Raw genomic sequence first — 24,766 nt, 5'->3', positions numbered from 1 at the left:
AAGATACCCTTAAAGAGAGTAACAAAAAGATTCAAAAGTTAATTAAAAGTCAACTACAGCAATGGATCGCGGGCTTGCCTAACTATATCAAGGCATACCTGCCTATTTCAGTCTGCGAAAGTTGAGTAAATAATTTTGAATTCTTTTGTAGTTGGTCATTGACAAAAAAGTTTAAATAGTAGGTGAAATTATGAATCACGTTGAATGAAAGATTGAACTCCCCTTTCTGGAATTTTTTAAGAAAAAAAGGCCATACCCTAATAAGCATGCCTTCTTCCTTTCCGTCAGTTACATAGACGCAGGTAACCGATATAGAGATTTAGCATCTGTTAGGAATTTAGAATGTTTTTGGCGTGGCGGGGTCAGTCTCCCGCTACTCCTTTTTGATTGGTTGCCATGATTAATTCACTATGTCAAAACAAGCACCAAAAATTTTTTTAAAAAAAGTCCTAGACATTTTTACTATATTACGATAAATTAATAAACAAGTTAAAAAAATGAATAAATTAAAAACTTTCTTATCCAGAGAGGTGGAGGGACTGGCCCTACGAAACCTCGGCAGCGGAAATCATTCTGATTCTGTGCCAATTCCAGCAAGTGTGACTTGAAAGATAAGAAGAGGATCCCCAATTATTTTCATTCGCCCTCTTCTTATCTTTGAAGAGGGTTTTTTATTTTTAATTTAATAATATTCTTATCGAGAGAGGCGGAGGGACTGGCCCTATGAAACCTCGGCAGCGGAAATCATTCTGATTCTGTGCCAATTCCAGCAAGTGTGACTTGAAAGATAAGAAGAGGATCTCCAATTATTTTCATTCGCCCTCTTCTTATTTTTGAAGAGGGTTTTTATTTATTAAATAATATTCTTATCGAGAAAGGCTTTATCACCCACTGCTTGAAGTTTTACATAAAGGGATACTTCCCACAAAGGAGATTGACAACATGATTGAGTTTCAGAATCTGAAGAAGATTTATGAAAGTAGCGGCCAACAGGTGGCCGCGTTGAATGGAATTGATTTGAAAATAAATAAAGGGGAGATATTCGGTGTCATTGGATTCAGTGGTGCGGGTAAAAGCTCACTAATCCGCTGTGTAAACTTACTGGAGCGTCCGACATCCGGAAAAGTAATTGTCGATGGTCATGACCTCACCGCTCTTTCTGTAAAAGAAGTCCGGAAGATTAAGAAAAACATCGGGATGGTCTTCCAACATTTTAATCTATTAAACTCTAAAACAGTCTTTGCAAACGTGGCAATGCCCCTCATGCTTGATAAGCATCCTAAGGCAATTATCAAAGAGCGGGTTCAGGAACTATTAGAATTTGTTGGCTTAGCTGACAAAGCCGACTATTATCCTGACCAGCTTTCCGGAGGACAAAAGCAAAGAATTGGGATTGCAAGGGCGCTGGCAACCCAGCCATCCATTCTCCTTTGTGATGAAGCTACATCAGCTCTCGACCCGCAAACAACGAGCTCGATTTTACAGCTTTTGAAAAAGATTAATCAGGAATACAACATTACCATTCTCCTCATCACTCACGAAATGGCGGTTATCAGAGAAATCTGCGATCGGGTCGCAGTCATGGAAGCGGGAAAAATTGTTGAAGAGGGTACAGTATTTGACGTCTTCTCAACACCGAAGACACAAACAGCAAAGAACTTTGTCAGCACTGTCATGAACGATCAGCTTCCAGATTCAATCATAAAAGTCATTGAAAAACACGAAGGGATGAATAAGGTTTTTCGAATCAATTTTGTCGGCACTTCGGCCGGTCAGCCGCTGCTTTCCGAGCTTGCTAAGCAATTTGATATCCATATCAATGTCTTATTTGGCAACATTACCGAACTTCAAGGTACCCCATTTGGAAACTTAATCGTGGAATTCCAGGGGGCTGACAAAGAAGTTATTCGGGCACTAACGTATATCAACGAGAAGAACATCAGTGTGAAGGAAGTGAAAGCACATGCTAGTTAGTTCAGATCAAATCATTACAGCTTTAGTTGAAACCGTCCAGATGGTCGCCTTTTCGCTAGTATTTTCAGCCATCCTTGGATTACCGCTTGGAATTTTCCTAGTTGTCACTAGGAAAGGCCACATCCTTGAAAATATCCCCTTCTTCTCGATTTTAAGTGGGATTATTAATATTTTCCGATCCGTACCGTTCATTATTTTATTAGTGGCGATCATTCCGGTAACACGATTGATTGTCGGAACGTCCATCGGAACGGCAGCCGCCATTGTACCTCTCGTCTTCTATGCAGGTCCCTACATTGCCAGATTAGTAGAGAATTCCTTGTTAGAAGTCGATCCTGGTGTCATTGAAGCCGCAGAGGCCATGGGTGCAACACCGTGGCAAATTATTACGAAGTTTCTTGTTCCAGAGGCACTCGGATCCCTCGTTCTCTCGCTCACCATTGCCACCATCGGGCTTGTCGGTGCAACCGCAATGGCTGGCACAGTCGGCGGCGGCGGAATCGGCGATCTAGCCATAACATATGGTTACCAGCGTTTTGATACGATCACGATGATCATAACCGTAGTCATTCTGATTGTAATTGTTCAAGGATTACAGTCATTAGGCAATATATTAGCAAAAAAATTAAGACGTAGATAACTAGGAGGAAAACAACATGAAAAAACTTTTATTCACCATCATTATTTTGGCATTAGCCGTATTGGGAGCCGGATGCTCTAGTCAATCAGGGGACAAAAAAGCTTCAGGTAAAGAGTCCGTCACAGTCAAGGTTGGAATTAGCGGAACAGATACGCGTCAGTGGGACTATGTAGCCAAGAAAGCCAAGAAAGAGGGCATCAATATTGAAATCGTAAAATTCTCAGATTATGTCGCTCCAAACACAGCTCTTGCAGAAGGCGAGCTTGATGCGAATGCATTCCAGACAGTTGCCTATTTCGATGTCTTCATTAAAGAACACAAACTAGATCTTGTACCAATTGCAACAACTGTTCTTGCTCCAATGGGAATATACTCTGACAAATATAAAGATGTAAAGGATATTCCAAAGGGTGCCAAAATTGCTGTACCAAATGACGCGTCTAACCAAGGCCGTGCATTACTGCTTCTTCAAACAGCAGGTCTAATTAAGTTAGCTAAAGACTTTGACCCAAATGGCTCTATTGACCAAGTAACAGAAAATCCAAAAAATATTAAATTTGTTCAAGTGGCTCCAGCCCAAACGCCACGCGTATTGCCAGATGTGGCCGCTTCTGTCATCAATAATGGTGTTGCAAATGATGCTGGTCTTAAGCCGTTAAAAGATGCCATTTTCCATGAAAGTAAAACGGCTACACCATACATCAATATTATTGCCGTAAATGCAAAAGACAAAAACAACAAGACCCTTAAGCGAATTGCAGAACTTTTCCAAGAAGAGGACACAGCCAAATTTATTGACAAAGAATACGATGGCAATTTAATTCCAACATTTGTTCCTTTAAAAAATATCGGTTGGTAAGATGAACGTTTTGTAAAAAATTACATCTCTACTAACTAACATCTTAAGAGGTTTTTGCTCGAGTAGCAGGAACCTCTTAAAAATGGAGGAGAAACACCATGACAGTATCTGTGCAATCATTCACAGCATTAAAAGAAGAAATCATAAAAAATGTAGAAAGCAATAAGGAGCTCTATCTTTCCACAAGCCACCAAATTCATGAAAAGCCGGAAATCGGTAATGAGGAATTTTTTGCATCTGCCCTATTAACGGACATTCTTGAAAAAGAGGGATTTGAGGTTAAAAAGGCCGTTGCCGGACATGAAACTTCCTTTATTGCTCGAAAAAAGTCATCCAAGCCTGGTCCTTCCATCGCCTTCCTTGCCGAATATGACGCCCTGCCAGGATTGGGGCATGGATGCGGCCATAATATTATTGGAACGACCAGTGTAGCAGCAGCGATTGCCTTAAGTAAGGTGTTAGAAGAAACCGGTGGCGAAGCCGTTGTTTTCGGTACACCCGCTGAAGAAGGCGGTCCAAACGGCAGTGCAAAAGGAAGCTTTGTCAAACATGGATTAGTAGAAGGTATTGACGCCGCCCTTATGGTTCATCCGCACGGTCAAACAAGACTGACGACTACATCGCTTGCTGTGGATCCGCTCGACTTTGAGTATATTGGAAAACCGGCCCATGCAGCAGCTTCCCCGCATGAAGGAATCAATGCCTTGGATGCTGTTTTACAGCTCTTTAGTGGAATCAATGCTTTAAGACAGCAGCTCCCAGATGATGTCCGCATCCACGGCATCATCACACATGGCGGTGATGCACCAAATATTATCCCTGAATACGCCAAAGCTAGATTCTATATTCGAGCTGCTACTAGAACAAGATTGAATGAAGTAACACGTAAGGTTAAAGCTGTAGCCGAAGCGGCCGCTTTAGCCACAGGCGCAAAGGTAAACATCATCGCTTTTCAAAATGAAGTCGATAATCTTCTATTAAATAAACATTTTGATGCTGTATTCAAGGAGGTCGTCGAAGAATTGGGTGAAACAATAGCGGTGGATGACAAAGGCATTGGCTCCACAGACGCCGGGAATATTAGCCAAGTTGTTCCTACCATCCATCCCTATATTAAGATTGGTGCAGACGAGATTGTCCCACATACCGTCCCGTTCAAAGAAGCAGCCGCTTCTCCAACAGGCGATCACGGACTTCTCACTGGTGCAAAAGCATTAGCATTAACAGCATTACATCTGATAACAGAGACCGATACATTGGCGGAAATTAAAGCAGAATTCAAAGAAAGAAAAGCTCTAGAAGCATAGAAACAAGGGGAAACAAGGGTAGAAACAAGGGGACGGATCTCGTGCTTCAGAAGCACGAGATCCGTCCCCTTGCTGCGTCGAATAAATACAAATAGATTCGTTTTTGAGGATAAAATAAGTTAATCTATTGACGACCAGCAACCAACAAAATGATCCATCAAGGTAGTCAATAGGCCTTATTAACGACCGGCGACCAAGAAACTAAACCATCTGGGGAGACAATAGGCCTTATTGACGACCGGCGGCCAAGAAACTAAACCATCTGGGGAGACAATAGGCCTTATTGACGACCGGCGGCCAAGAAACTAAACCATCTGGGGAGACAATAGGCCTTATTGACGACCGGCGGCCAAGGAAATGAACCATCTGGGGAGACAATAGGCCTTATTGACGACCGGCGGCCAAGGAAATGAACCATCTGGGTAGCCAATAACCAATTAAAATTAATAGGATTCCACCTAGTTATGCTATATCCCAGGAATCCATTGTTTTATACTTCATAAAAAGAAGCACGAGAACCGTCCCCACGCTTCCCCTAAAAATCAAATTGAAAGGATAACGGACAGCCGTCAATTGCAGTTTTCTGTTTACTTTTTAATTCGTCACTAATTATCCAGTCTGTTATTTTTTAACAACTCCGCAAATTTAAATGCTAACTATACGTCAATTTTAGTTTTGACAATTTTTCGTAATATTTTTGTTACTTTAACGTCATATTTGTAATCTCAAGCACATATCATTTATTAATCACACAGTAAGGAGGTTGACCAAATGGATAATCGGATTTTCTTGTTTCTTGCTACAATTTTGTCTGGTTTTGCACTTATTAAAGTTCCGTTAACTGGCTCATTTCTTGAAAGCATTTCACCGGTAACAGATATCCTTGGCATTTTAACTGTCCTTGTCTTCTCACTGGTCTTAATTTATAAGGGTGTAAAAAGCTTGTTCTCTAAGTAAAAGGGAAGCTATTCTATTTATTGTTCCTTGTTTTTGAAAAAAATTGGCTTGTTCTTATGGCTTTTGGTGAGGTTAGGTTAGTAGCAACCACGAGAACTTTACTCCAATGATCACCCCCAAAAATAGCCCTCAGGACTGTTCATAAACAATCCTTGAGGGCATCCATTTATAATATAAAAGGGGGTAAGAAAAAGCTTGTCTTGATAATAGCTTTTAATTCTTAATAAAGTCTTAACATATTAGATAATTTTCGGAGCCTCCCATATGACAGGACTAAATTGAAAGGATTGGGTGGCCAATCGACAAAAATAGGCTCGTTAACAACAATATTCCCCAGAAAATGATGCTATTCTTGTAATTCTACATATTTCTCCTCATTTTCCTTTTATTCAACACTACTAAAAAACTTTAATCTCCCGGAAATGGTTATCAACTCAACCTATATTCTTCTCGTCAGTTCCCAATATTTCGCAACTAACTCAAACATTTGTTTAATAACATTCTTATCCACGTCATTTCTGAATTTGTCACCCCAATTGCATGAAAAAATGTTGAGGGGTGTCCTACCTCAACCTAGTCCGGATTGAGGCATGTTTAAAACATATTCTTCTTCGGTCCATAGTCAAGTTACTTACTTCCTAATTAGATAAACATAAAAACAGGGTCAGCCCGCAATGAAAACGGACTGACCCTTTAATTTATTCCCTTAAACTGTTCCGGCATCGACACCACCTGGCTGCTCTCCTATGTATGGAAGCACAAGAACCGTCCCCATGGTCTTTCAACAAAGAGGCCTAATTAACCCCCCTCTTCTTAACCAATATCTTCGAATATTTTTTCAAATACCTCAAATGCTTCTGTATCGATACCAGCCAGCCAATGAATATATCTGATTTCTTTTCCTGTTAAATCCCTGTCCAGCCGATTTGAAATTAAACGAACTAATCGTTTATATCTTTCCTCTTCTTCCGTGACAAAGGTAATTGCCTCTAAATACTCTTTTCTAGTCATCATTTCGAATTCTCCTCCCTACTCCCAATCCTGTCCAAAATCATTAAAATTAAACCCAAGATTACTGATAAAATAGGAGACTATGACAATCTATAACGCACATTCTCCCTAACTACTGCGTATCAAAGGCTTCTATTTTACATATATAAGTGTGTTCTCTGGCCCCCCTTTAAGGATGGCCAACTTCCCCTCTACTTATATATCATCCTAATCTAAATAAATAACAAACTTTGTAAAAATATTTCCTCATCGTGGTAACCCTTTATCTGCTTTACCGGAATCTGGTTGTCCAATGAATCCAAATTTTCCCAAACCAATGAAGCCGTAATGAATTAGAAAGAGCAATCCTTTTAAAGAAGCACGAGAACCGTCCCCATGCTTCTTTCAAAAAAACACTTCCAATATAAACAGAATATTGCTAAAATAGTAATAATATTTTTAAATAATCATAGGCATGTGACTGGTAGTGCAGGCAGGACCTAAGTTGAGTAGTGTGTTTTATGCTGCTCAATTTAGGTCTTTTTTATTTTAATCATAGAAAAAGGAGATAGATGTTATGAGACCAGAAGATATCGTTAGAAGTGGACCAAATCAATACATTTGCAAAGAAGGAATTTTGAAAGACCTCGCTTCTTACTTAGAAGGTTTTCATTCACCAGTAGTAGTGACAGGACACAAATCATTTCAGGCATTCTTATATTATACTAACCTACCTTCTCATGTTCAGGTCATTCAGTCTGATCGGTACAGCTCAGATACCACGGTAAAAGCAATAGCTGTAAGTGCTAGTCACGCAGATGTGATTATCGGGATCGGCGGAGGAGTAATCCTCGATACGGCAAAATCAGTAGCAGACCGCTTAAATATCGAAGTCATCACGATCCCTACCGTTGTAGGCACCTGCGCTGCCTCCACCCCTCTAAGTGTAATTTATGATGACAATGGGTCATTTATAAGAGTGGATTACCATAAGCGCTCAAGCTATCTAACACTAGTAGATCCTGAATTCTTACTTACCTCACCTATCGATTATTTTAAGAGCGGTATTGGTGATACCTTGGCTAAATGGTATGAAGCCGAAGCCATCATTCGTAACAATATAAACAACGACCTATTTTCAATAATGGTTCAAACGGGATTAAACAACTCCTCCTTCTTAAAAGCAATCCTATTAGAAGAGAGTATAAATGCAATTCAAAGCCTAGAAACAAAGACCATCTCTTCTTCAGTTACAAAAGTTTTAGAGGCGGTCATTACCTTAGCGGGAACAGTAGGCGGTTATGGTGGACGCCACGGCAGAATGGCTGGAGCCCATGCAATTCATAATGGATTGAGCTTTATTGAAGAAACTCATAGCATTCTCCATGGTCAAAAGGTCGCATACGGGATTTTAGTTCAGCTTATCCTCGAAAATCGAACAGAGGAAGTAGTGGACCTCCTTCCTTTCTACCATGACCTTGGCTTCCCGACCAACTTTGAAGAGTTAGGCATTATCCATAATCAAGAGCAGGCCATGAAACTGATTGCTGCCCATGCAATCAAATCAGAAGAATCCTTGCAGTTAATGGGTTCTTATAGTAAAAGGGACGTAATCGAGGCGATCAAAAAATTGGAGAGCCTATTTTTAAAAAAATAAGCGTTTGGCGACGAATGAAAATGAAAGCATGAATAAAAGAGACTTCTGCCCCAGGTTTAACTTTAAAAAGCACTTATGAAATTTCTGTACCGGGTAAAGGTGAAGTACTGGTTCTTGTTTCACACGCAAGTGCAAGGTCCTCCCTCTTTCTTGTATAAAATTGGAATGTTGAAAAACACCAAAAAGTTGTTGACGCTTTCAAAAACAAATTATATAATCAAAACAAATCAAATACACAAACATAGACATGTGACTGGTAATGCAGGCAGGATCTAAAATTGGCAAATATTATTATTTGTCGTTTTAGGTCCTGTTTTTTTTCGCCCAAAATCTGCTGCCCTTTCACAAATCTAAAAAAGGAGAGAATCAAGATGAACTACAAAGACACTGCAGCTGAAGTCTTGAAGTATGTAGGCGGCAAAGAAAATATTTCCCATTTTGAGCATTGTTCGACAAGATTAAGGTTTTCCTTAATTGATACTAGCAAAGCCAATGTTGAAAAGTTAAAAAGCGTTCCCGGCGTTATAGCAGTAAAAATGACTGGTCAATGCCAAGTCGTCATCGGAAATGAAGTAGTCGAAGTCTATGATGAGGTGATTGATATGATTGGATCCCTTGCGACAAACACTGGATCCTCAAATAAACCAAAAGAGAAGCAAAAAATTGGAAGCGTTATTTTAGATTTTATCGTAGGTGTATTCCAGCCGCTGGTACCTGCGATTGCCGGTGGTGGGGTTTTAAAGTCCATTTTATTGCTAGTTTCATTAATGGGTTTATTGGATGCAAACGGTCAAACGTATAAGATTTTAAACCAAATTGGTGATGCACCATTATATTTCCTTCCAATTTTAGTAGCCGTAACAACAGCAAATAAATTGAAAGTAAATACACTTGTTGCCCTTGCCTCAGTTGGCGCTTTAATATTGCCAAATATGACAGCGATGTTAACAGAAGGAGCGCATCTGTTTGGCTTCACAGTGAAGAATATTGCTTATGCCTATCAGGTATTCCCTGCTATCTTAACAGTTCTTCTGTTTGCACAGGTCGAAAAATTGTTTACACGGATCTCACCAAAAGCGATTCGAATCTTCTTTGTTCCAATGATGTCTCTTTTAATTACCGTTCCGATTTCATTACTGATTTTAGGACCACTAGGTTTTACACTTGGCCAAGGCTTTGCAGCTGTGATTTTAGCCGTATTCGCAAAAGTTGGTTGGATTGCAGTCGCTCTTCTAGCAACTGTATTACCACTTATGGTCGCAACTGGAATGCATAAAGCGATGGTTCCATATGCAGTGACTGCAATGGGTGCTGGTAAAGAAGTTCTTTACTTACCTGCTTCCCTCGCACATAATATTGCGGAAAGTGGTGCTTGTTTTGCCATTGCGTTAAGAACAAAGGATAAAAGATTAAGATCCACAGCCATTTCTGCAGGGATTTCCGCCCTATTTGGTATTACGGAACCAGCATTATACGGGGTTACACTCCAAAATAAAAAGGTGCTAACAAGTGTAATGATTGGCTCTTTCATTGGCGGTACATTTATCGGAATCGTCGGTTTACAGGCGTTCGTACTTGTTGGACCAGGGTTAGCGAGTCTATCGATGTTTATCTCTGAAGATTTGCCAAAAAATATTATCAATGCCATCATTGGTTTGGTTATCTCATTTGCAGTATCATTTGTAGCAGCATTTATCCTTGGGAAAGATAAAAAGGTAAAAGAAGAGCAACAGGATTTCATTTCAAATTTAACGGCTGAAAAAGAGTTCAAAAGTCCTATTATCGGGCAAATGATTCCACTATCAGAAGTCAAAGATGAAGTCTTCTCATCAAAGATTATGGGTGAAGGAATTGCTGTAATTCCCTCAAAAGGAGAATTATACGCACCTGTTGACGGCAAAATTGAAATGATTTTTGATACCAACCACGCACTGGGAATGACGACAGTAAATGGAGCACAGATTTTGTTCCATGTAGGGATTGATACAGTCCAACTAGGAGGGAAATATTTTACTCCGCAAGTGAAGGTTGGAGATGAAGTAAAGGCCGGAGATTTATTGTTAACGTTTAATATTGATAAGATTGTGGCAGAAGGATTTGATCCAGTCACAATGGCTGTTGTAACGAATAAAGACAAGTATTCAGTCAAAGTAGCTGATTTAAAGAATGTTGATCGTAAAGATACCTTAATGTTTGTAACGGCATTAGGAAACTAGAATAGAGGAGAATTTGATATGACTAAAGGATTTCCAGAGAATTTCTTATGGGGCGGCGCTGTAGCCGCCAATCAGGTAGAAGGCGCATGGAATGTAGATGGAAAGGGACTGTCGGTAGCCGATGTGGCTACTTATAAGTCTAACTTAAAATTAGATGATTATGAGGGCCACGTTTCCATTTCGTCTGAAGTGATTGAAAAAGCGATCGCTGATCAAGATGATAAACTTTATCCAAAACGGAGAGGGATTGATTTTTATCATCGTTATGAAGAGGATTTGGCGCTGTTTGCGGAAATGGGATTCAAAACCCTGCGTGTCTCGATTGCTTGGAGCCGAATTTTCCCTACTGGAGAAGAGGAACAACCAAATGAATTGGGATTACAATTCTATGATCGCTTATTTACGGAAATGAGAAGATTGCGAATTGAACCGATTGTCACCCTCTCCCATTATGAAATGCCTCTCGCTTTAAGTGTGAAATATAATGGTTGGGTGGAAAGAAAAGTAATCGACCATTTCGTAAGATTCTCGAATGTTTGCTTTAATCGATATAAGGACCTAGTCAAATACTGGCTGACATTTAATGAAATTGATAGTATCAACCGTCATCCATTCACCACTGCTGGAATCATTCCAGACCGTTGCCCGGAAGGCAAAGAAGAAGAACTCGTTTACCAGGCATTGCACCACCAATTCGTCGCATCCGCTTTAGTTACAGCCGATTGCCATCGAATCATTCCGGGCAGCCAGGTAGGCTGTATGCTGACAAAGCTTACGACTTACCCTAATACTTGTAGCCCTGAGGATGTAGAAGTGACCCTAAAACGAAATCTTCACAACTATTTTTACTCAGATGTACAGGTTTTCGGGGAATATCCAGTCATGATCGAAAAAATGTTTGAGCGGAAAAATATCCAGATTAAAATGGAACCAAATGATCGAGACATTCTTCGTAATCATACGGTTGACTTCATCTCGTTTAGTTATTATATGTCACTGACCGAATCTGCAAAAGATGGTTTGGAAAAGACTGCTGGAAATACTATAATGGGCGTTAAGAATCCATATTTGCCTTCAACGGACTGGGGCTGGCAAATTGATCCTGTCGGCTTAAAGATATCCTTAATTGAATTGTATGATCGTTATAAAAAACCACTTATTATTGTAGAAAATGGCATGGGTGCATTTGATAAAGTTGAAAGTGATGGATCCATCCATGATGACTATCGAGTGAATTACTTTAGAGAACACTTCAAACAGATGAAAGCAGCCATTGAAGAAGGCGTGGAACTCTTTGGTTATACAAGCTGGGGACCTATTGACCTGATTAGTGCAGGAACATCCCAGATGTCCAAACGATACGGCTTTATTTATGTTGACCAGGATGATGAAGGAAACGGCACGCTAAACCGCAGCCGCAAAGATTCCTTCTACTGGTATAAAAAAGTAATTGGAAGCAATGGAGAAGATTTGGAATAGTAATCCGACTTCTCTCATGGGAAGGTGATAACGGTGATAAAAATTAAAAAAGTCCTAAATTCAAGCGTAGTATTGGTAGAAAATGAACAAAAGAAAGAATACATTCTTTTTGGTAAAGGAATTGGTTATGGACAGAAAGCTGGTAATGTTATTGAGGAACACCAAGCGGATCAAATGTTCCTACCAGTTGAAAATATCAAAGTGAAAGAGTTTCTTGGTTTATTGGATACCATCCCACCTGTATTTATAGAGCTGACTCAGCAAATTGTCAATTTTGCGGAAGAAAAGCTGAACACGAAGCTCAATACGGGTATCTATTTTACGTTGATGGATCATTTACATTTTGCCGTAGAAAGATATAAAAAAAATATCAACATCACCAACCGCGTCTATTGGGAGATTAAAAATTATTATTCAGAGGAATTTGATATTGGCGTATATGCCCTAAAGAAAATGAATGAAAAGCTCAATATTGAATTACCAATTGAGGAAGCCGCCAATATCGCTTTCCATTTAATCAACGCTCAAGGGGAAAAGAAGGAATCGAAAAATGGCATGAAGTTTGCCAAAATGATTGGAAGTATTGTCAACTTGGTCCGGTACACGTTGAATATCAACATAAATACGGAAAACATTCATTATACTCGGTTTATCACCCATGTTAAATTTTTTGTAGAGCGTTTCTATACAGATAAGATGATTGATGAAAAAGACAATGTACTGTTTGAGCAAATTGCCAGCTTGTATCCACACGCTATGGATGGTGCGTTTAAAGTGAAGGAATATATTAAACAAGTTCATGAAAAGACGATTCCAAATGCGGAACTTGCTTATCTTGCCGTCCATATACACAGGTTAATTTCTTATAATCAGCTTGGATAAGCATGATGCCACTTGCTTTATATAGCAAGTGGCCTTTTTTTGCCTAACTTAAGCACAGGGACGGTTCTCATGCTTCGGAAGCATGAGAACCGTCCCTGTGCTCCCCTTGCTCCGCCTGTTAGACTATTGTACTGTCCTACTTATAATTAGGGAAAGAGCCCTTCCATACTTTATTTCTTAACATAAAGTATAGGGAAGAAGTCTATAGGGAGGTTTTATAAAATGTTTGGTTATGGTGGTTTCGGTGGTTGTGGCGGCTATGGCTACGGCGGCTTTGGTTATGGCGGTTTTGCTTTAATCGTAGTATTATTCATCTTGCTGATTATCGTTGGAGCAGTCATTTGTTTCTAAGGAAAACCTAAAAAAGCCCTCTAAAAAGGGCTTTTTTGATGCAACTTTTCCATTTTGGAAGTGATAGTCTAAGGACCTGAATATGGTTAGACTGGCTACACTCTAGAGTATGCACCTGTTTATATAACTACCCAAAGGGGAAGTCTCATTATCTTTTTAATTTAACTCAGCACTTGTCCATGCGATTTTAATACTGATACATATGCTATTACTCCACCAAACATCAAACATTTTGTTTCTTTCTTCCCGGAACGCCTGTTAAGCAGGCGTTTCTGATATTTAGTCAAATCCCTGATTTTGTCCTAATTAATGATAATTGTCCATACCATCACGGTCTTAAAAAATATACTAAAGTGTACTCAAAAAAATCGGTTTTGATTGGTGGTGATAATAATGGGCTGGTTTTGTGGCGGCTACGGCTACGGTGGTTATGGTTACGGCGGCAGCACTTTCGTATTAATCGTCGTATTGTTCATTCTTCTTATTATTGTTGGTGCATCCTTCTATTAATCAATGTAATTCGAACTGGGAAAAGGCTCCGTTTTGGAGCCTTTTCTTATTCTAACCAACGCCAGTAGATCTTTAGGTTCGATTAAATGCGAAAAAAAGGCAAATAAAAAAGAGCCAAATAGCTCTTACAGAAAAATAATAGTATCAGCCCCACCTACGCTGTATACCTTGATGGCCACGTTTGCCATCCGACCTAATATCATTATAATTGGAAGCGTTTTCAAAATCAAGATATTTTTATAGATTTTTACCTATTTTTTTAATTATGCTCATAAAAAAGGACTGCCAGGGTTTCCCCAACAGCCCGTTCATCTATTATTTAGCAAATGACCAGTTGTTTTAAGTCCGCTTTTAAATCTTCCATCAATTTTTCAAGTGTCAATTCAGTTTCATTTTCGCCTTTTTCATATGCCTTTTTGACAATCTGTGAAAAGTCAATAAGGTTCTGCTTTGCGTTATGATTCAATTTCCTATTTTCCCTCCTCGTAATATACTAAAATTACATTTTACTATCAATTTCGACAATTGTAAACGTCATTCAGTAGAGAAAATTATGTCATTTTTGTGAGAAAAAACAGAGGTTTGTAATGGTTTTGTAGTTTAAGTAATAATACATGCCAACAGTCTTTTATAACAATTTATTTACCACTTCTGCAACTTCCTTAAACACACAAAAAAACCGCTCTTAGTAGCAACGGTTTCATGTTTACAAACTATAGTTTTACGCTTAAGAGCTCGGTATTTTTCGATATATTTTTATTTCACCCAAATGAGCCAACAGCCCAAACATAAACCCAAGAAACAGTCCGTTAAACACTGGATAATCAAGAAATGGAAATATTGTAATGACGTTGCTATCATGCAAGCATAAACCGAAGTCCATTCCGATAACGAGACCTATAAAGAACCCAGAAAAATAGGTTCGTTTTTCAACAACTTTTCCCTCTAGTTTATTATTATTGGATATTGCCGAATTATAGGCCTGCCAGATAGCAAATCCATATAGGGAAGGATAGAATAGCCCCCAACTGTAATTAATCGTTTGATGAGCGTTCAGGATATCCCCTGTTAAGGTGCTAAATAAAACTAGATTTAGGTGTGATTTCAAGTTGATTAAGAATTCTAATATTAGTAATAGAAAACCGATAAAGTATTCTTTATTATATAATTGTCCGAATCCCGGTAGGACGATTGACCATAACATGGCAGCATTTGGCGATTTATAGGGCCGGCTACTTCTCATCGGGGTCTCTCCCTTTAAGTGAAATATATTACTATAATTTCGCCGTATTCAGGTTAAATTCCTCCCTTTTTACATATTTTAGTAATTAAGTCCTAACCTACACTTTTTTTGAATTCTTCCCACCAATATCGATCAGTTTATCTGCGTTTATCCAAAGTTAACCTTTAATAATTGCTTTCCTAAAATTTCATTTCTTCGTCAATCTTTATACTAAACCCATCCATAAATTCCATGAAAATCCCATATCTTTTTTATATCTATTTTCCTATATTTTTGGTATTCTAATAAACGAGTGTAAAATATTTGTCAAAATTTTGGAGGTATACTCGAATGAGGTCTCAAAAAACAAAGAAAAAGAGAACTTGGTTGAAAGCCACCGGTATTATTCTTCTAATCCTTGTTATTGGTGTAGGAGTTTACGCATATAATGTATATAGTTCATTAAAAGAGGCTGTCACAACGATGCATGAGCCAATTGATAGACAGAAGTCAGAAAAACGCGAGGCCCCGGTTGCCTTTACAGATAAAGACCCATTTTCAGTGTTAATGCTTGGTGTCGATGAGCGACAAGGAGACAGAGGCCGTTCCGACACAATGATCGTGCTGACTGTTAATCCAAACAACAACTCAGTGAAGATGCTTAGTATCCCGCGTGATACACGCACAGAGATCGTTGGTAAAGGTAAGCAAGATAAAATAAACCACGCTTACGCTTTCGGCGGAGTTCAAATGTCGATTAACACAGTTGAAAACTTTTTAGACATTCCAATTGATTACTACATGAAGGTCAACATGGAAGGTTTCAAGGATATTGTTGATGCTGTTGGTGGTATCACAGTACAAAACGATCTAGATTTTTCTAATGGAGGCTATCATTTCCCAATAGGACAGGTAACTCTAAACGGGGATAAAGCTCTAAGCTATACAAGAATGAGATATGATGACCCCCGCGGCGACTTTGGCCGTCAATCAAGGCAGCGTCAAATCATCCAGGGCGTTATTAAAGAGGGAGCAAGCGTATCAAGCTTGACCAATTACTCAGATATTTTAAATGCCCTTGGCAAAAACGTGAAAACAAATCTTACTTTTGATCAAATGGCCGACATTCAAAAGAATTATAAATCTGCAGGATCAAACATTACCCAAATGGAGATTAAAGAAACAGGAACCAAAATCAATGGGATTTATTATGGTTTAGTTTCTGACGCAGAGAAGCAAAGAGTTCAGAATGAATTGAAGACTCAATTAGAATTAAATAAATAAAAACAAAAAGCTGATTGGATTTGATAACCAATCAGCTTTTTTATATCTACTTGAATGACAGTTTAATTATCAAACCAATCCCTTTAGCTGGTGAATAGTACCATCTTCGGAAATCATCAATTAAATGAAGCATGAGAACCGTCCCCGTGATTCCCCTTTTCCTTCCCACAAGTTACACACTTGTCTGTATAGTAGCTATATTTATGATGTCTACGGAAGTAGCAAATAATTCCCAATAATTTATGTTTAATCATTTGAAATGATTCCTCCTCTGATTACTATGTTAATAAGCATAATAGAGAAATGTTATCAAACAATGACCATCAGATTAAAAACTATTAAATTCCAATTAAATTAGGATTAAAAAAATGCAAGTGTAGCGAGTATAGCAAACGGCATTTTTATATATAAATAATTGGGTTCAGCAAAGTTGCTGAACCCAATTGTAATAAGAGTTTATCCTACCTTCTTAACCACTTCTATATTTCCAGTTCTCTCTAATTTTCCCCAACCAACTCGTCCACCTTTAATGGCTTTGAAGATCGATTTCCAAGAAACCCATAATAACATGTAGCGGTAAAAGATTCTTTGGAAAAACAAAAAAAACAGAGGGGTAAGTTTAGATTTTTCCCATCTTAACACTAATAGGCAAATTACTAAATCAACGATAAAATATCCTGTATAAAGGATTAAAAAGTATTTTAAATTCCCCGTGATTAATCCAATAACCATTAAAATGTCTAGTAAAGGTGCAAAAAGAGGGACTAAGAACTGAAACAACAAAATATTAGGAAGAGCAATAAAACTTAAGGATTTGTTGTTATTTTTCCAAAAAGCATTCTTATGTTTCCATAAGCATTGCAAGGTACCATAATTCCAGCGAAAACGCTGTTTAAGAAAATCCCTGATATTTTCAGGTGCCTCTGTATAAGCATAGGCCTGCTCTTCAATTGCCACTTTATATCCGGCACTTAGTATCCGTAAAGTGAGGTCCGTATCTTCAGCTAACGTGTCATCAGTAAAATTCCCCAGATTTTCAACGACCTGTTTTCTCCACGCCCCTATAGCGCCGGGAACAACCGTAACACAATTAAGCAAGGCATGAGCCCGTTTTTCTAGATTAAATCCATTTACATACTCCATATGCTGCCATGTGGTTATTAAATTTCTTCTATTTCCCACTTTTACATTCCCAGAAACAGCCGCTACCTTGTCATCCGCAAAATGTCGGACAAGCAGCGAAATGGCTTTCGGCGCGATCATGGTATCCGCATCAATGGCCACTATAATTTTGCCCTCTGCCTTTTTAATCCCCATATTAATAGCGGAAGATTTACCACCGTTTCGCTTAGAGTACCTTCTAACCTTTGGATGATTAGAGAAATTTTCAGAGATGACGACTGAAGTCTTGTCCTTCGACCCGTCATCTATAACAAGGACTTCTAAGTTTGCATAAGTACTATCCAGAACGGACTGAATCGTCCTTTTGATAACCTTTTCTTCATTGTAAGCAGCAATCACTACACTGACTAACGGATTATATCCTTCTTTATAAGTCTTCAATAAACTGCGTTTTTTATGTCTCCATGCGAAAAAAATAAACAATGAAAGACGAAGGATAAAAACAATAAGAGCTCCGTAAAACAATTTCACAAGTACATTTTTTAAAACCGATATCGTCTCTAAGACAAGAGAAAGATATTGAATATAGGAGTTTTCCTTTTTCGAAGTCTTAGGAGATACACTTTCTTCGTTTCTATTCATCATGTCGCTCACGGTGACAAACGTATATCCCTGATGTTCCAACTGCTCGATTATCATGGGTAACGCCTGAACAGTAGCTGTTCTGTCCCCACCGCCATCATGAAGTAAAATAATGTCCCCGTTAGCTGCCTGTTTCATGACATTCTCAACAATGTCTTGTTTATTATTTAATTTCCAATCCGAAGAATCAACGTCGTAATTAACCGTCATATATCCCATCTGTGATATATCCATTAATCTTTGAAACTGTGATTTCACATAAGGAGTCTGCTGATCCCCATCATACATATTAAAATCATCCCCATAAGGTGATCTATATAGGATGGATGAATGCCCCGTAATCGCTTGAATAATACGTTCAGTTGAATTCAATTCCCATTTCAATTGGGGATAAGAAACATTATATATATTCGGATGTGAAAACGTATGATTCCCAATTTCATGGCCTTCTTGATCAATTTGTTTAACAATATCCGGGTGAAGGAGGGCATCTTTACCGATGATAAAAAAGGTTGCCTTTATATGATACTTCTTCAATATCGCTAATATCCTTTTTGTATAAGTAGGATCTGGTCCATCATCAAATGAAAGGACTACTTCTTTGGGGGTTGAAGGTTTATTTAATCGCTCTATTTCAGATGCCTTAGGAAAAGAAAGATAAGACTCACTTTTAATTAATCCCAAATCATCAAAATTCAAGCTTCTACTTCCTTCCTGCTGATCTGTTAATGGATGAAGAATACTCCCATTCCCATAATTATAGGTACTATCTCCGTTCTTTACAGATAATAAGGTATTGGTTTTTAGGCCTCCTACCACATTCCAAACAGATGGATCTTCCGTTCCTAATCTCCATAAAGCGATCCCTTTAGCCCCGCTTGATACAGCAGCTTTCCATTGATTATAGAAAGTCACACTATCTAAGAACCATATTTCATGTATTCTTTTATCCTTTTGATAACGAATATAAGGGCTTTTACTCATGTCATCCCACTGAACACTTAAGTTTGATTTCTCAGCCATCCTCATGATGTCTTTAAACGAGACAACCTTCCCTGCCTGCCCCGTCTCCCAGTCCCAATCGTACCCATAATTCCCCAAACTAATAATGAGCTTGTCTTTCGGCACTTTTGAAAGATTCTCCATATACCATGATTGCGATGAGATAGGTCCGGGATTTTCCATATTCTCATCATATAGCATTAAGATCATTCGATCACAATACTCTTCAAGTTTAGTATAATCAAACGAGTCATTCGAAGGTTGGATATCCATGGTTACGAGAAGGCCTTCTTTATGAAAAGATTGATAAAGCTCTCTCATAAAATTTGTCAATAAATCCCTGTCACTTACTCTATTAAACTCAAAATCTATGTTAATACCATCGTAGCCATTCTTTTTTATTTCCTGTTGTAAATTACGTATAAGTGTGGATTGTGCCCTAGGAGAGTGTAAAAGACGATGAATGATTTCTTCGTCCCACTTCCCATTTACCACATTATTAATTAACGGAATTACCATGGTATCATGTTTTTTTGCTAGTGATCCTATATCCTTTTCCACATCACCTTTTAATTCCAAGTTGGAACCTAACTGATACCATCCTGGTATCAGTACATCTATTTTATTTATATTTCGCTTTAAGGAATTTTTACTATTCTTATCCCAATTAACATAAAAGGCATAAACATCCGTTTGGTTTGCCATTTCCTTTTTTAAAAACTTTTGATTTACCTGTTCATTTGAATCGGCGGAGTAATTTACGAAATCCCCGTTAACAGGTTGAAGAGCAGAGTAGGTACCCCATTCCGTTTTTTTCAATGAAGGTACTATTGGGTCTTTGACTAAGCTTAAAACAGTTATGAAAAGGCTGGAAAGAAGTAGAAGTACTAGTAGGACAAAGATGAATACACTCCACCTAAGATTAGATGTATCTTCGAAGATAATTCGCGTTTCATTAGCTGTATTCATTTTTTTCTTAGGATTGTTATAACCATCGGGTGCCCTCTTAAACAAATCTTCCACCTTCTCACTATGCTTCCGCATTTATCTTCTATTTTTTTAAAAATAAAAAGGTTCAGCATGTTGCTGAACCCATTCATTTCACATTTATTGATTTTAATACTAATAGCGTGGAAAATCAATCCATTTTTGGTTTAAGCACTAAGTAAACGTTGTAGACCTTCGTTCCACCCACCGTTCGATAAGAAATATCCATAAATTCAAAGGGATAGATGAATAAATAAAACCATAATAAATGGAGATTCATTAAAATTGTATTAGGATTAGCTTTTCACTATCAGAATAGTAGAAATAGTGTTACAATATTAGACATAATTGCTACTATTTAAATCTGATAAAGGCAAACTTATTGAAAAATAAGGACGCAAAGTCTCAGATCTAAGGTGAAAGCTAAGATGGCTGGACTACGAGATTAATATTCAAAGGGGCTGGATCACTTGAGTATTAAATCCATAATTTGTTTTTTTTCCAGAAAACATAAAATAGACTACTACACCAGTAAATGTGTTAGATGTGGTAAAAAGTGTAGAACTCGATAATACGGGTTCTTTTTTTCACCTCTACTTTCAATAATCGATGTTAATTTTATACATCCAAAGCTTTAATCATCATTACCTATCTTTTCCACATCAGCAAAAAATGCGATTTTCCATTTATAATATATTGAGTCCAATCTCCAATAATAGTAAGATGAGTCAGTAATTATAATTCTAGATAACATCATTCTATTAATTTAATACAGTGGAGGAAGAAATGAAGAAAAAGGGCACTAGAAAATGGAAAGTCATAGGCTTCAGCATTTTAGGAATCTTTGTTTTAGGGATGGCTGCATTTGGTTATGAATACTATCAATTACAACCCAAGAATCATTTTTCATCAGTGCCTGTAGTGGGTGCTAAAGGGTCATCTAATTCAACTAGTGCGGATGAAAAGGTTGAAGTGAAAACACCAGTATTTAACGTCCTCTTAATTGGTTCTGACCAAAGAAAAGGGGACAAGTTAGGTCATACCGATTCTATGGTGCTAGTTCACGTAGATTTGAATAATCATAAGTATCAAGCAGTAAGTATTCCTCGTGATACACGTGTACATTTAGATGGTTATGGATATACAAAATTAACTAGTGTTCAATATATTAAACAAGCTACCGATGGGTCTAAAAAAGGGATCGAAGCTGCTGTTACTGCCATTAGTGAATTTATGGGTGTTCCAATCAATTATTATGTTGAAACAGACTATTGGGGACTCCAAGCGATGGTGGACTCGTTGGGCGGAATCAAGATGGACGTACCTTTTGATGTAAAATTAACACACCCTTGGTATGCTGAAAATAAAAATAAATTAATTAGTAAAGGTACCTATTCATTTGATGGAAAAATGGTAACAGAGGTTGTTCATGAACGTTACTCACTAAAAAATGGTGAATACGGCCGTCAACAACTTCAGGAAGAGGCATTAAAGGGGATTGCAAAAAAAGCTTTAAGCCCGAGCAATATCACAAAATTGCCAGCACTTGTAAAGACAATACCTGATTTTGTCGTGGCCACAAATATGTCCACATCTGATATGTTGAGCCTTGGACTGTCCGCCAAGAACTTTGATCCAAAAACTCAGCTAGTTTATCAGCAAATCCGTGGTGAAGGAAAGAAACTTTACGATGATATCTTAAAAGCAAACAATTACCAGATTGTTATTAATCAAGAACAAGTAAAGGATATAGCTGTTAATTTCTAATAATAATAGTATAAAAAAGGACCTGTGCTTATAGCGGACAATCGGAAGTTTTGCATGGAAAAAGGCACAACTAGCGTTAATGCTAGTTGTGCCTTTGATGTTTTCTAGGCAGAACTTCTACACTCAGATGTAATGAATGAATCATTGAAAGAGGAGCTATTTAAGATCTTACTTGTTGACAAATAGAGTTTATCTTTATTTTTGTTGCTATTCAAATGAATAATATTCAACAAATTAGTCCCTACCACCCAAAAATATATTTTTAAATAATACAAGTAATTTATCCTATTGCAATTGTAACCGTTTTCATTTATAGTAATAAAAAACATACTTACGATACATAATGGGTACCTACAACTATATAGTAGGAGTGGATGAGCATGGACGAGCAAGGGAATCTTTTAGTTGGGTTATTATGGGGTACGTCTCTGAGTGTTCCGTTATGGATTGCGTTTATAGGTTGGATGAAACTTCTTTTACAATTTGTCATGTAGCTATATGCTAGATACTATAAATATCACTTTTAATAGAGTAGGGACCCACAACTGTATAGGATCCTTACTCTTTTACATTTAACCAAACTGTTTTTTTGCCGGCCTCTTATCGAAAGTTTTGTTCAATGAATTCTTGTTCTTCTCCTGGTGTCAACAGCCGTGTCGCAACTCCGATTGACCCGTCTTGAAGGGAGAGAATTTCATTATGTGCTTCGACCGCGTTTTCGAAATTCCCTGCGTTCCACTCGTTCAAGATTCGGAAATAAACGTCTTTGTAAACATAATTCGTTTCGTCTAGTGTTTTAAGCAATTCGTGAATTCTTTCGGGTGTCATTTCGGTCGCTCCGTCTTTGATATCTGCAGCAACCTTTTGGTGTGTCATACGGTGAACAATCCATTGGAATTCGGCTTCCTTAGGAATGTATTTGCCTTTAGTGATTTTCTCTTCAAGTTCGGCTTCGCTTTCTATTAGCGTATCTTCGTTTTCTATTGGCAAGTCAAGCGAAGATACGTCTTCGTTTTCTACGTTTGTGTCAGACGAAGTTACGGCTTCCGCTTTTTCGTTCCCGTAGCTAGTCGCTTGATATATTAGCACACCGACAATAATGATCCCCAACACCGCAACAATCGAAATACTAATCAAAAATCTGTTCAAGAATTTTTCCATTTTCCCAACCGCCTCTTTAAACTTATCATAATTCTAATGAATACGGATTTGAAAGCATTTCGTTACAAAATAAGGGTCAAGCCACGATTCTTTTTCAACTGAATCGAATAACATATTTATCTTGCAGAAATGTGTTTTTCAGTATTCTCAGACGGTTCTCATGCTTTGGAAGCATGAGAACCGTCCCTGTGCTCTAAAAATAAAAGAGGAAGGATTATAACGAAATACGCCCCTTCCTCTTTTAAATAATTAAGTATGTGAAACAATTATCTCACAATGACCGTCTACCTCAAATTCTCCAAAGCCGACAGGAATAACAAAATGGGTGCCCTTCTTCAATCGATAATCTATACCATTATGAGAAAGAGTCCTTCTCCATTGATCACACTAAAAAGCAAATATTGATCATTAAATGAAAAGCTGGACTTCCCGCCCACTTCCTACTTATAAACGGAGAAGAACTCAGATTCCACATATGTAGTCATCCTAGTATTACCTTTCTCCTCAACCAATTTCGTACTTACAGCATCTTGATGCGGAACAGTAGTAACCTCCATTGCTTTCTGTAGATGAAGATCCCTTAAGTTCCCTTCTGCATCCCGACGATCATAGTCGTACACCCGGTAGGTTGTATAAAAACGTGTTTTAAAATTAATTGTTCCAAAAGAAGGTGATCCTCATTACTGTTCATCCGTCGTAAACTTATATCTTAAAATAGCGGCAAGACCTGCTCCATGCTTAAACTCATCTTGAAGAACCAAATCTTTCAACTCTTCCATTGTGAGATCATGCAATTCAAGTGTCTCGCTATTCTCTAGCTTTTGCTCTGTCGGTGTTAACCCCGCTGCCGCAAACAAGAATATTTCCTCTGTCGTTGAGCCTGGAGAAGGATAAAAACTGCCTAATTCAAGCCAATGCTCGGCAACATGACCTGTCTCTTCCTCTAGTTCCCTTTTGGCCACTTCAATTGGTAAATCATCTTCCTTATCAATCATTCCGGCAGGCAGTTCCCATTGCCAGCTATTTATCGCATGACGATATTGTCTTAGACAAATTACTTTATGATCATTGGTTATAGGAAGAATGCAGACTCCCTTGGCAAAGTCTAAATAAGAAAAAGTCTTTTCGTCCCCGTTAGGAAGAATAACCTCATCAACTGTAATTCCAAACCGGTCTACCCTTTGCTTAGTAGAGTGTTTTATTTTCCAATCCATGCCGTTCACCTCAATTATCAAATCTTTTATATTAAAATTTACCTAAAATTATGTCCAGATATTAGGATACTATAATTCATTACCAAAGGATAGAATCAATTTCCTTTTTACCTTATCTTAAAATAAGTTCCGAGACTCACTAAGCGAATTGCTTCGATTATAAAAATATAGTAAAGAAATTTTCTGTAAAACCTTGTATGCATATTTTTTATAATTTTCAGATTCTTTTCGTTATAATTCGACAGAAAAAGAGAAGGTTCTATTATTAATTTTAAATAATATATGGGTTAAACATCAGATTACTTAAATTATGTCGATTTATGTTTGTAAAAGTCGGAATTGTTTGATTTTATCTTATTACCTCGTTTGCTACAATGGAAAACAGATTGCAACAAACTTACAACATGGAAGGGGCTTAAATTTGATGCAAAGTCTATTAGATAAAATAAAGTTGGAAGACACTTTTACCATAAATGAGGAAGATGAGCAAGAATCTGAAGAGTTATATTACAAGTTATGGGAAGATGATCGATTATAACTAAA

At 37.9% G+C, this 24,766-nt stretch carries 20 protein-coding genes and 3 riboswitches; of the genes, 13 read left to right on the top strand and 7 right to left on the bottom strand.

The features are described from left to right. Positions 1-515 precede the first annotated feature (515 nt). Positions 516-618: riboswitch (SAM riboswitch) on the top strand. Between the two features lie 73 nt (positions 619-691). Continuing rightward, positions 692-794: riboswitch (SAM riboswitch) on the top strand. Between the two features lie 148 nt (positions 795-942). From M3226_RS25315 to M3226_RS25295, 5 genes are all read left to right on the top strand, one after another. Beyond that, a complete protein-coding gene (locus M3226_RS25315; RefSeq protein ID WP_251571413.1) occupies positions 943-1,974 on the top strand; it encodes a methionine ABC transporter ATP-binding protein in 1,032 nt (343 codons plus the stop codon). Continuing rightward, on the top strand, positions 1,964-2,614 hold the full coding sequence (locus M3226_RS25310; protein ID WP_251571412.1) for a methionine ABC transporter permease: 651 nt from the start codon (positions 1,964-1,966) through the stop codon (positions 2,612-2,614). The genes M3226_RS25315 and M3226_RS25310 overlap by 11 nt, the downstream gene beginning before the upstream one ends. A 16-nt stretch (positions 2,615-2,630) precedes the next feature. After that, a complete protein-coding gene (locus M3226_RS25305) occupies positions 2,631-3,473 on the top strand; it encodes a MetQ/NlpA family ABC transporter substrate-binding protein (protein WP_251571411.1) in 843 nt (280 codons plus the stop codon). Positions 3,474-3,571: 98 nt separating this feature from the next. Next, a complete protein-coding gene (locus M3226_RS25300) occupies positions 3,572-4,780 on the top strand; it encodes a M20 family metallopeptidase (RefSeq protein WP_251571410.1) in 1,209 nt (402 codons plus the stop codon). Positions 4,781-5,551: 771 nt separating this feature from the next. Further along, a complete protein-coding gene (locus M3226_RS25295; RefSeq protein WP_251571409.1) occupies positions 5,552-5,737 on the top strand; it encodes a hypothetical protein in 186 nt (61 codons plus the stop codon). 813 nt (positions 5,738-6,550) lie between these two features. Here M3226_RS25295 and M3226_RS25290 read toward each other — a convergent pair. Continuing rightward, on the bottom strand, positions 6,551-6,751 hold the full coding sequence (locus M3226_RS25290) for a hypothetical protein (RefSeq protein ID WP_251571408.1): 201 nt from the start codon (positions 6,749-6,751) through the stop codon (positions 6,551-6,553). A gap of 553 nt (positions 6,752-7,304) precedes the next feature. Between M3226_RS25290 and M3226_RS25285 the strand changes: the two genes are divergently transcribed. From M3226_RS25285 to M3226_RS25260, 6 genes are all read left to right on the top strand, one after another. Next, positions 7,305-8,384 (top strand): iron-containing alcohol dehydrogenase family protein, encoded by a 1,080-nt coding sequence (locus M3226_RS25285; protein ID WP_251571407.1) that lies wholly within the window; start codon positions 7,305-7,307, stop codon positions 8,382-8,384. Positions 8,385-8,755: 371 nt separating this feature from the next. After that, the gene (locus M3226_RS25280) at positions 8,756-10,600 is read left to right on the top strand and encodes a beta-glucoside-specific PTS transporter subunit IIABC (RefSeq protein ID WP_251571406.1); all 1,845 of its coding nucleotides are present in this window, start codon (positions 8,756-8,758) and stop codon (positions 10,598-10,600) included. Between the two features lie 18 nt (positions 10,601-10,618). Further along, positions 10,619-12,079 (top strand): glycoside hydrolase family 1 protein, encoded by a 1,461-nt coding sequence (locus tag M3226_RS25275; protein ID WP_251571405.1) that lies wholly within the window; start codon positions 10,619-10,621, stop codon positions 12,077-12,079. 33 nt (positions 12,080-12,112) lie between these two features. Next, the gene (locus tag M3226_RS25270) at positions 12,113-12,961 is read left to right on the top strand and encodes a PRD domain-containing protein (protein WP_251571404.1); all 849 of its coding nucleotides are present in this window, start codon (positions 12,113-12,115) and stop codon (positions 12,959-12,961) included. Positions 12,962-13,183: 222 nt separating this feature from the next. Beyond that, complete coding sequence (locus M3226_RS25265; protein WP_144565903.1) at positions 13,184-13,312, top strand: YjcZ family sporulation protein; 129 nt, start codon at positions 13,184-13,186, stop codon at positions 13,310-13,312. 393 nt (positions 13,313-13,705) lie between these two features. After that, positions 13,706-13,822: a YjcZ family sporulation protein gene (locus M3226_RS25260; RefSeq protein WP_098996083.1), complete on the top strand. Its 117-nt coding sequence runs from the start codon at positions 13,706-13,708 to the stop codon at positions 13,820-13,822. A gap of 319 nt (positions 13,823-14,141) precedes the next feature. On the opposite strand, the gene M3226_RS25255 is transcribed toward M3226_RS25260, so the two are convergent. Together M3226_RS25255 and M3226_RS25250 are read right to left on the bottom strand one after the other, a co-directional pair. Then, entirely contained in the window at positions 14,142-14,288 is a 147-nt protein-coding gene (locus M3226_RS25255) for a hypothetical protein (protein ID WP_251571403.1), read from the bottom strand. Between the two features lie 261 nt (positions 14,289-14,549). Then, entirely contained in the window at positions 14,550-15,065 is a 516-nt protein-coding gene (locus tag M3226_RS25250; protein WP_251571402.1) for a DUF5683 domain-containing protein, read from the bottom strand. 330 nt (positions 15,066-15,395) lie between these two features. Here M3226_RS25250 and tagU point away from each other — a divergent pair, with 330 nt between their 5' ends. Next, positions 15,396-16,328 (top strand): polyisoprenyl-teichoic acid--peptidoglycan teichoic acid transferase TagU, encoded by a 933-nt coding sequence (gene tagU / locus M3226_RS25245; RefSeq protein WP_251571401.1) that lies wholly within the window; start codon positions 15,396-15,398, stop codon positions 16,326-16,328. A 456-nt stretch (positions 16,329-16,784) separates the two neighbouring features. Here the strand turns inward: tagU and M3226_RS25240 are convergent, their stop codons facing one another. Next, complete coding sequence (locus tag M3226_RS25240) at positions 16,785-20,108, bottom strand: glycosyltransferase (protein ID WP_251571400.1); 3,324 nt, start codon at positions 20,106-20,108, stop codon at positions 16,785-16,787. Positions 20,109-20,443: 335 nt separating this feature from the next. After that, positions 20,444-20,526, top strand: a riboswitch (cyclic di-GMP riboswitch). A 341-nt stretch (positions 20,527-20,867) separates the two neighbouring features. Between M3226_RS25240 and M3226_RS25235 the strand changes: the two genes are divergently transcribed. Further along, the gene (locus M3226_RS25235) at positions 20,868-21,848 is read left to right on the top strand and encodes an LCP family protein (RefSeq protein ID WP_251571399.1); all 981 of its coding nucleotides are present in this window, start codon (positions 20,868-20,870) and stop codon (positions 21,846-21,848) included. Positions 21,849-22,448: 600 nt separating this feature from the next. On the opposite strand, the gene M3226_RS25230 is transcribed toward M3226_RS25235, so the two are convergent. The 3 genes from M3226_RS25230 to M3226_RS25225 form a co-directional block, all read right to left on the bottom strand. Beyond that, a complete protein-coding gene (locus M3226_RS25230; protein WP_251571398.1) occupies positions 22,449-23,009 on the bottom strand; it encodes a DUF6241 domain-containing protein in 561 nt (186 codons plus the stop codon). Between the two features lie 249 nt (positions 23,010-23,258). Next, complete coding sequence (locus M3226_RS32855) at positions 23,259-23,348, bottom strand: hypothetical protein (protein WP_374110688.1); 90 nt, start codon at positions 23,346-23,348, stop codon at positions 23,259-23,261. Positions 23,349-23,689: 341 nt separating this feature from the next. Then, a complete protein-coding gene (locus M3226_RS25225) occupies positions 23,690-24,223 on the bottom strand; it encodes an NUDIX hydrolase (RefSeq protein ID WP_251571397.1) in 534 nt (177 codons plus the stop codon). Between the last annotated feature and the right edge of the window lie 543 nt (positions 24,224-24,766).

The organism is Neobacillus cucumis (genome assembly GCF_023715505.1).
The sequence above is the reverse complement of the archived record's forward strand: the minus strand, read 5'-3'. Positions and strand labels throughout refer to the sequence as shown.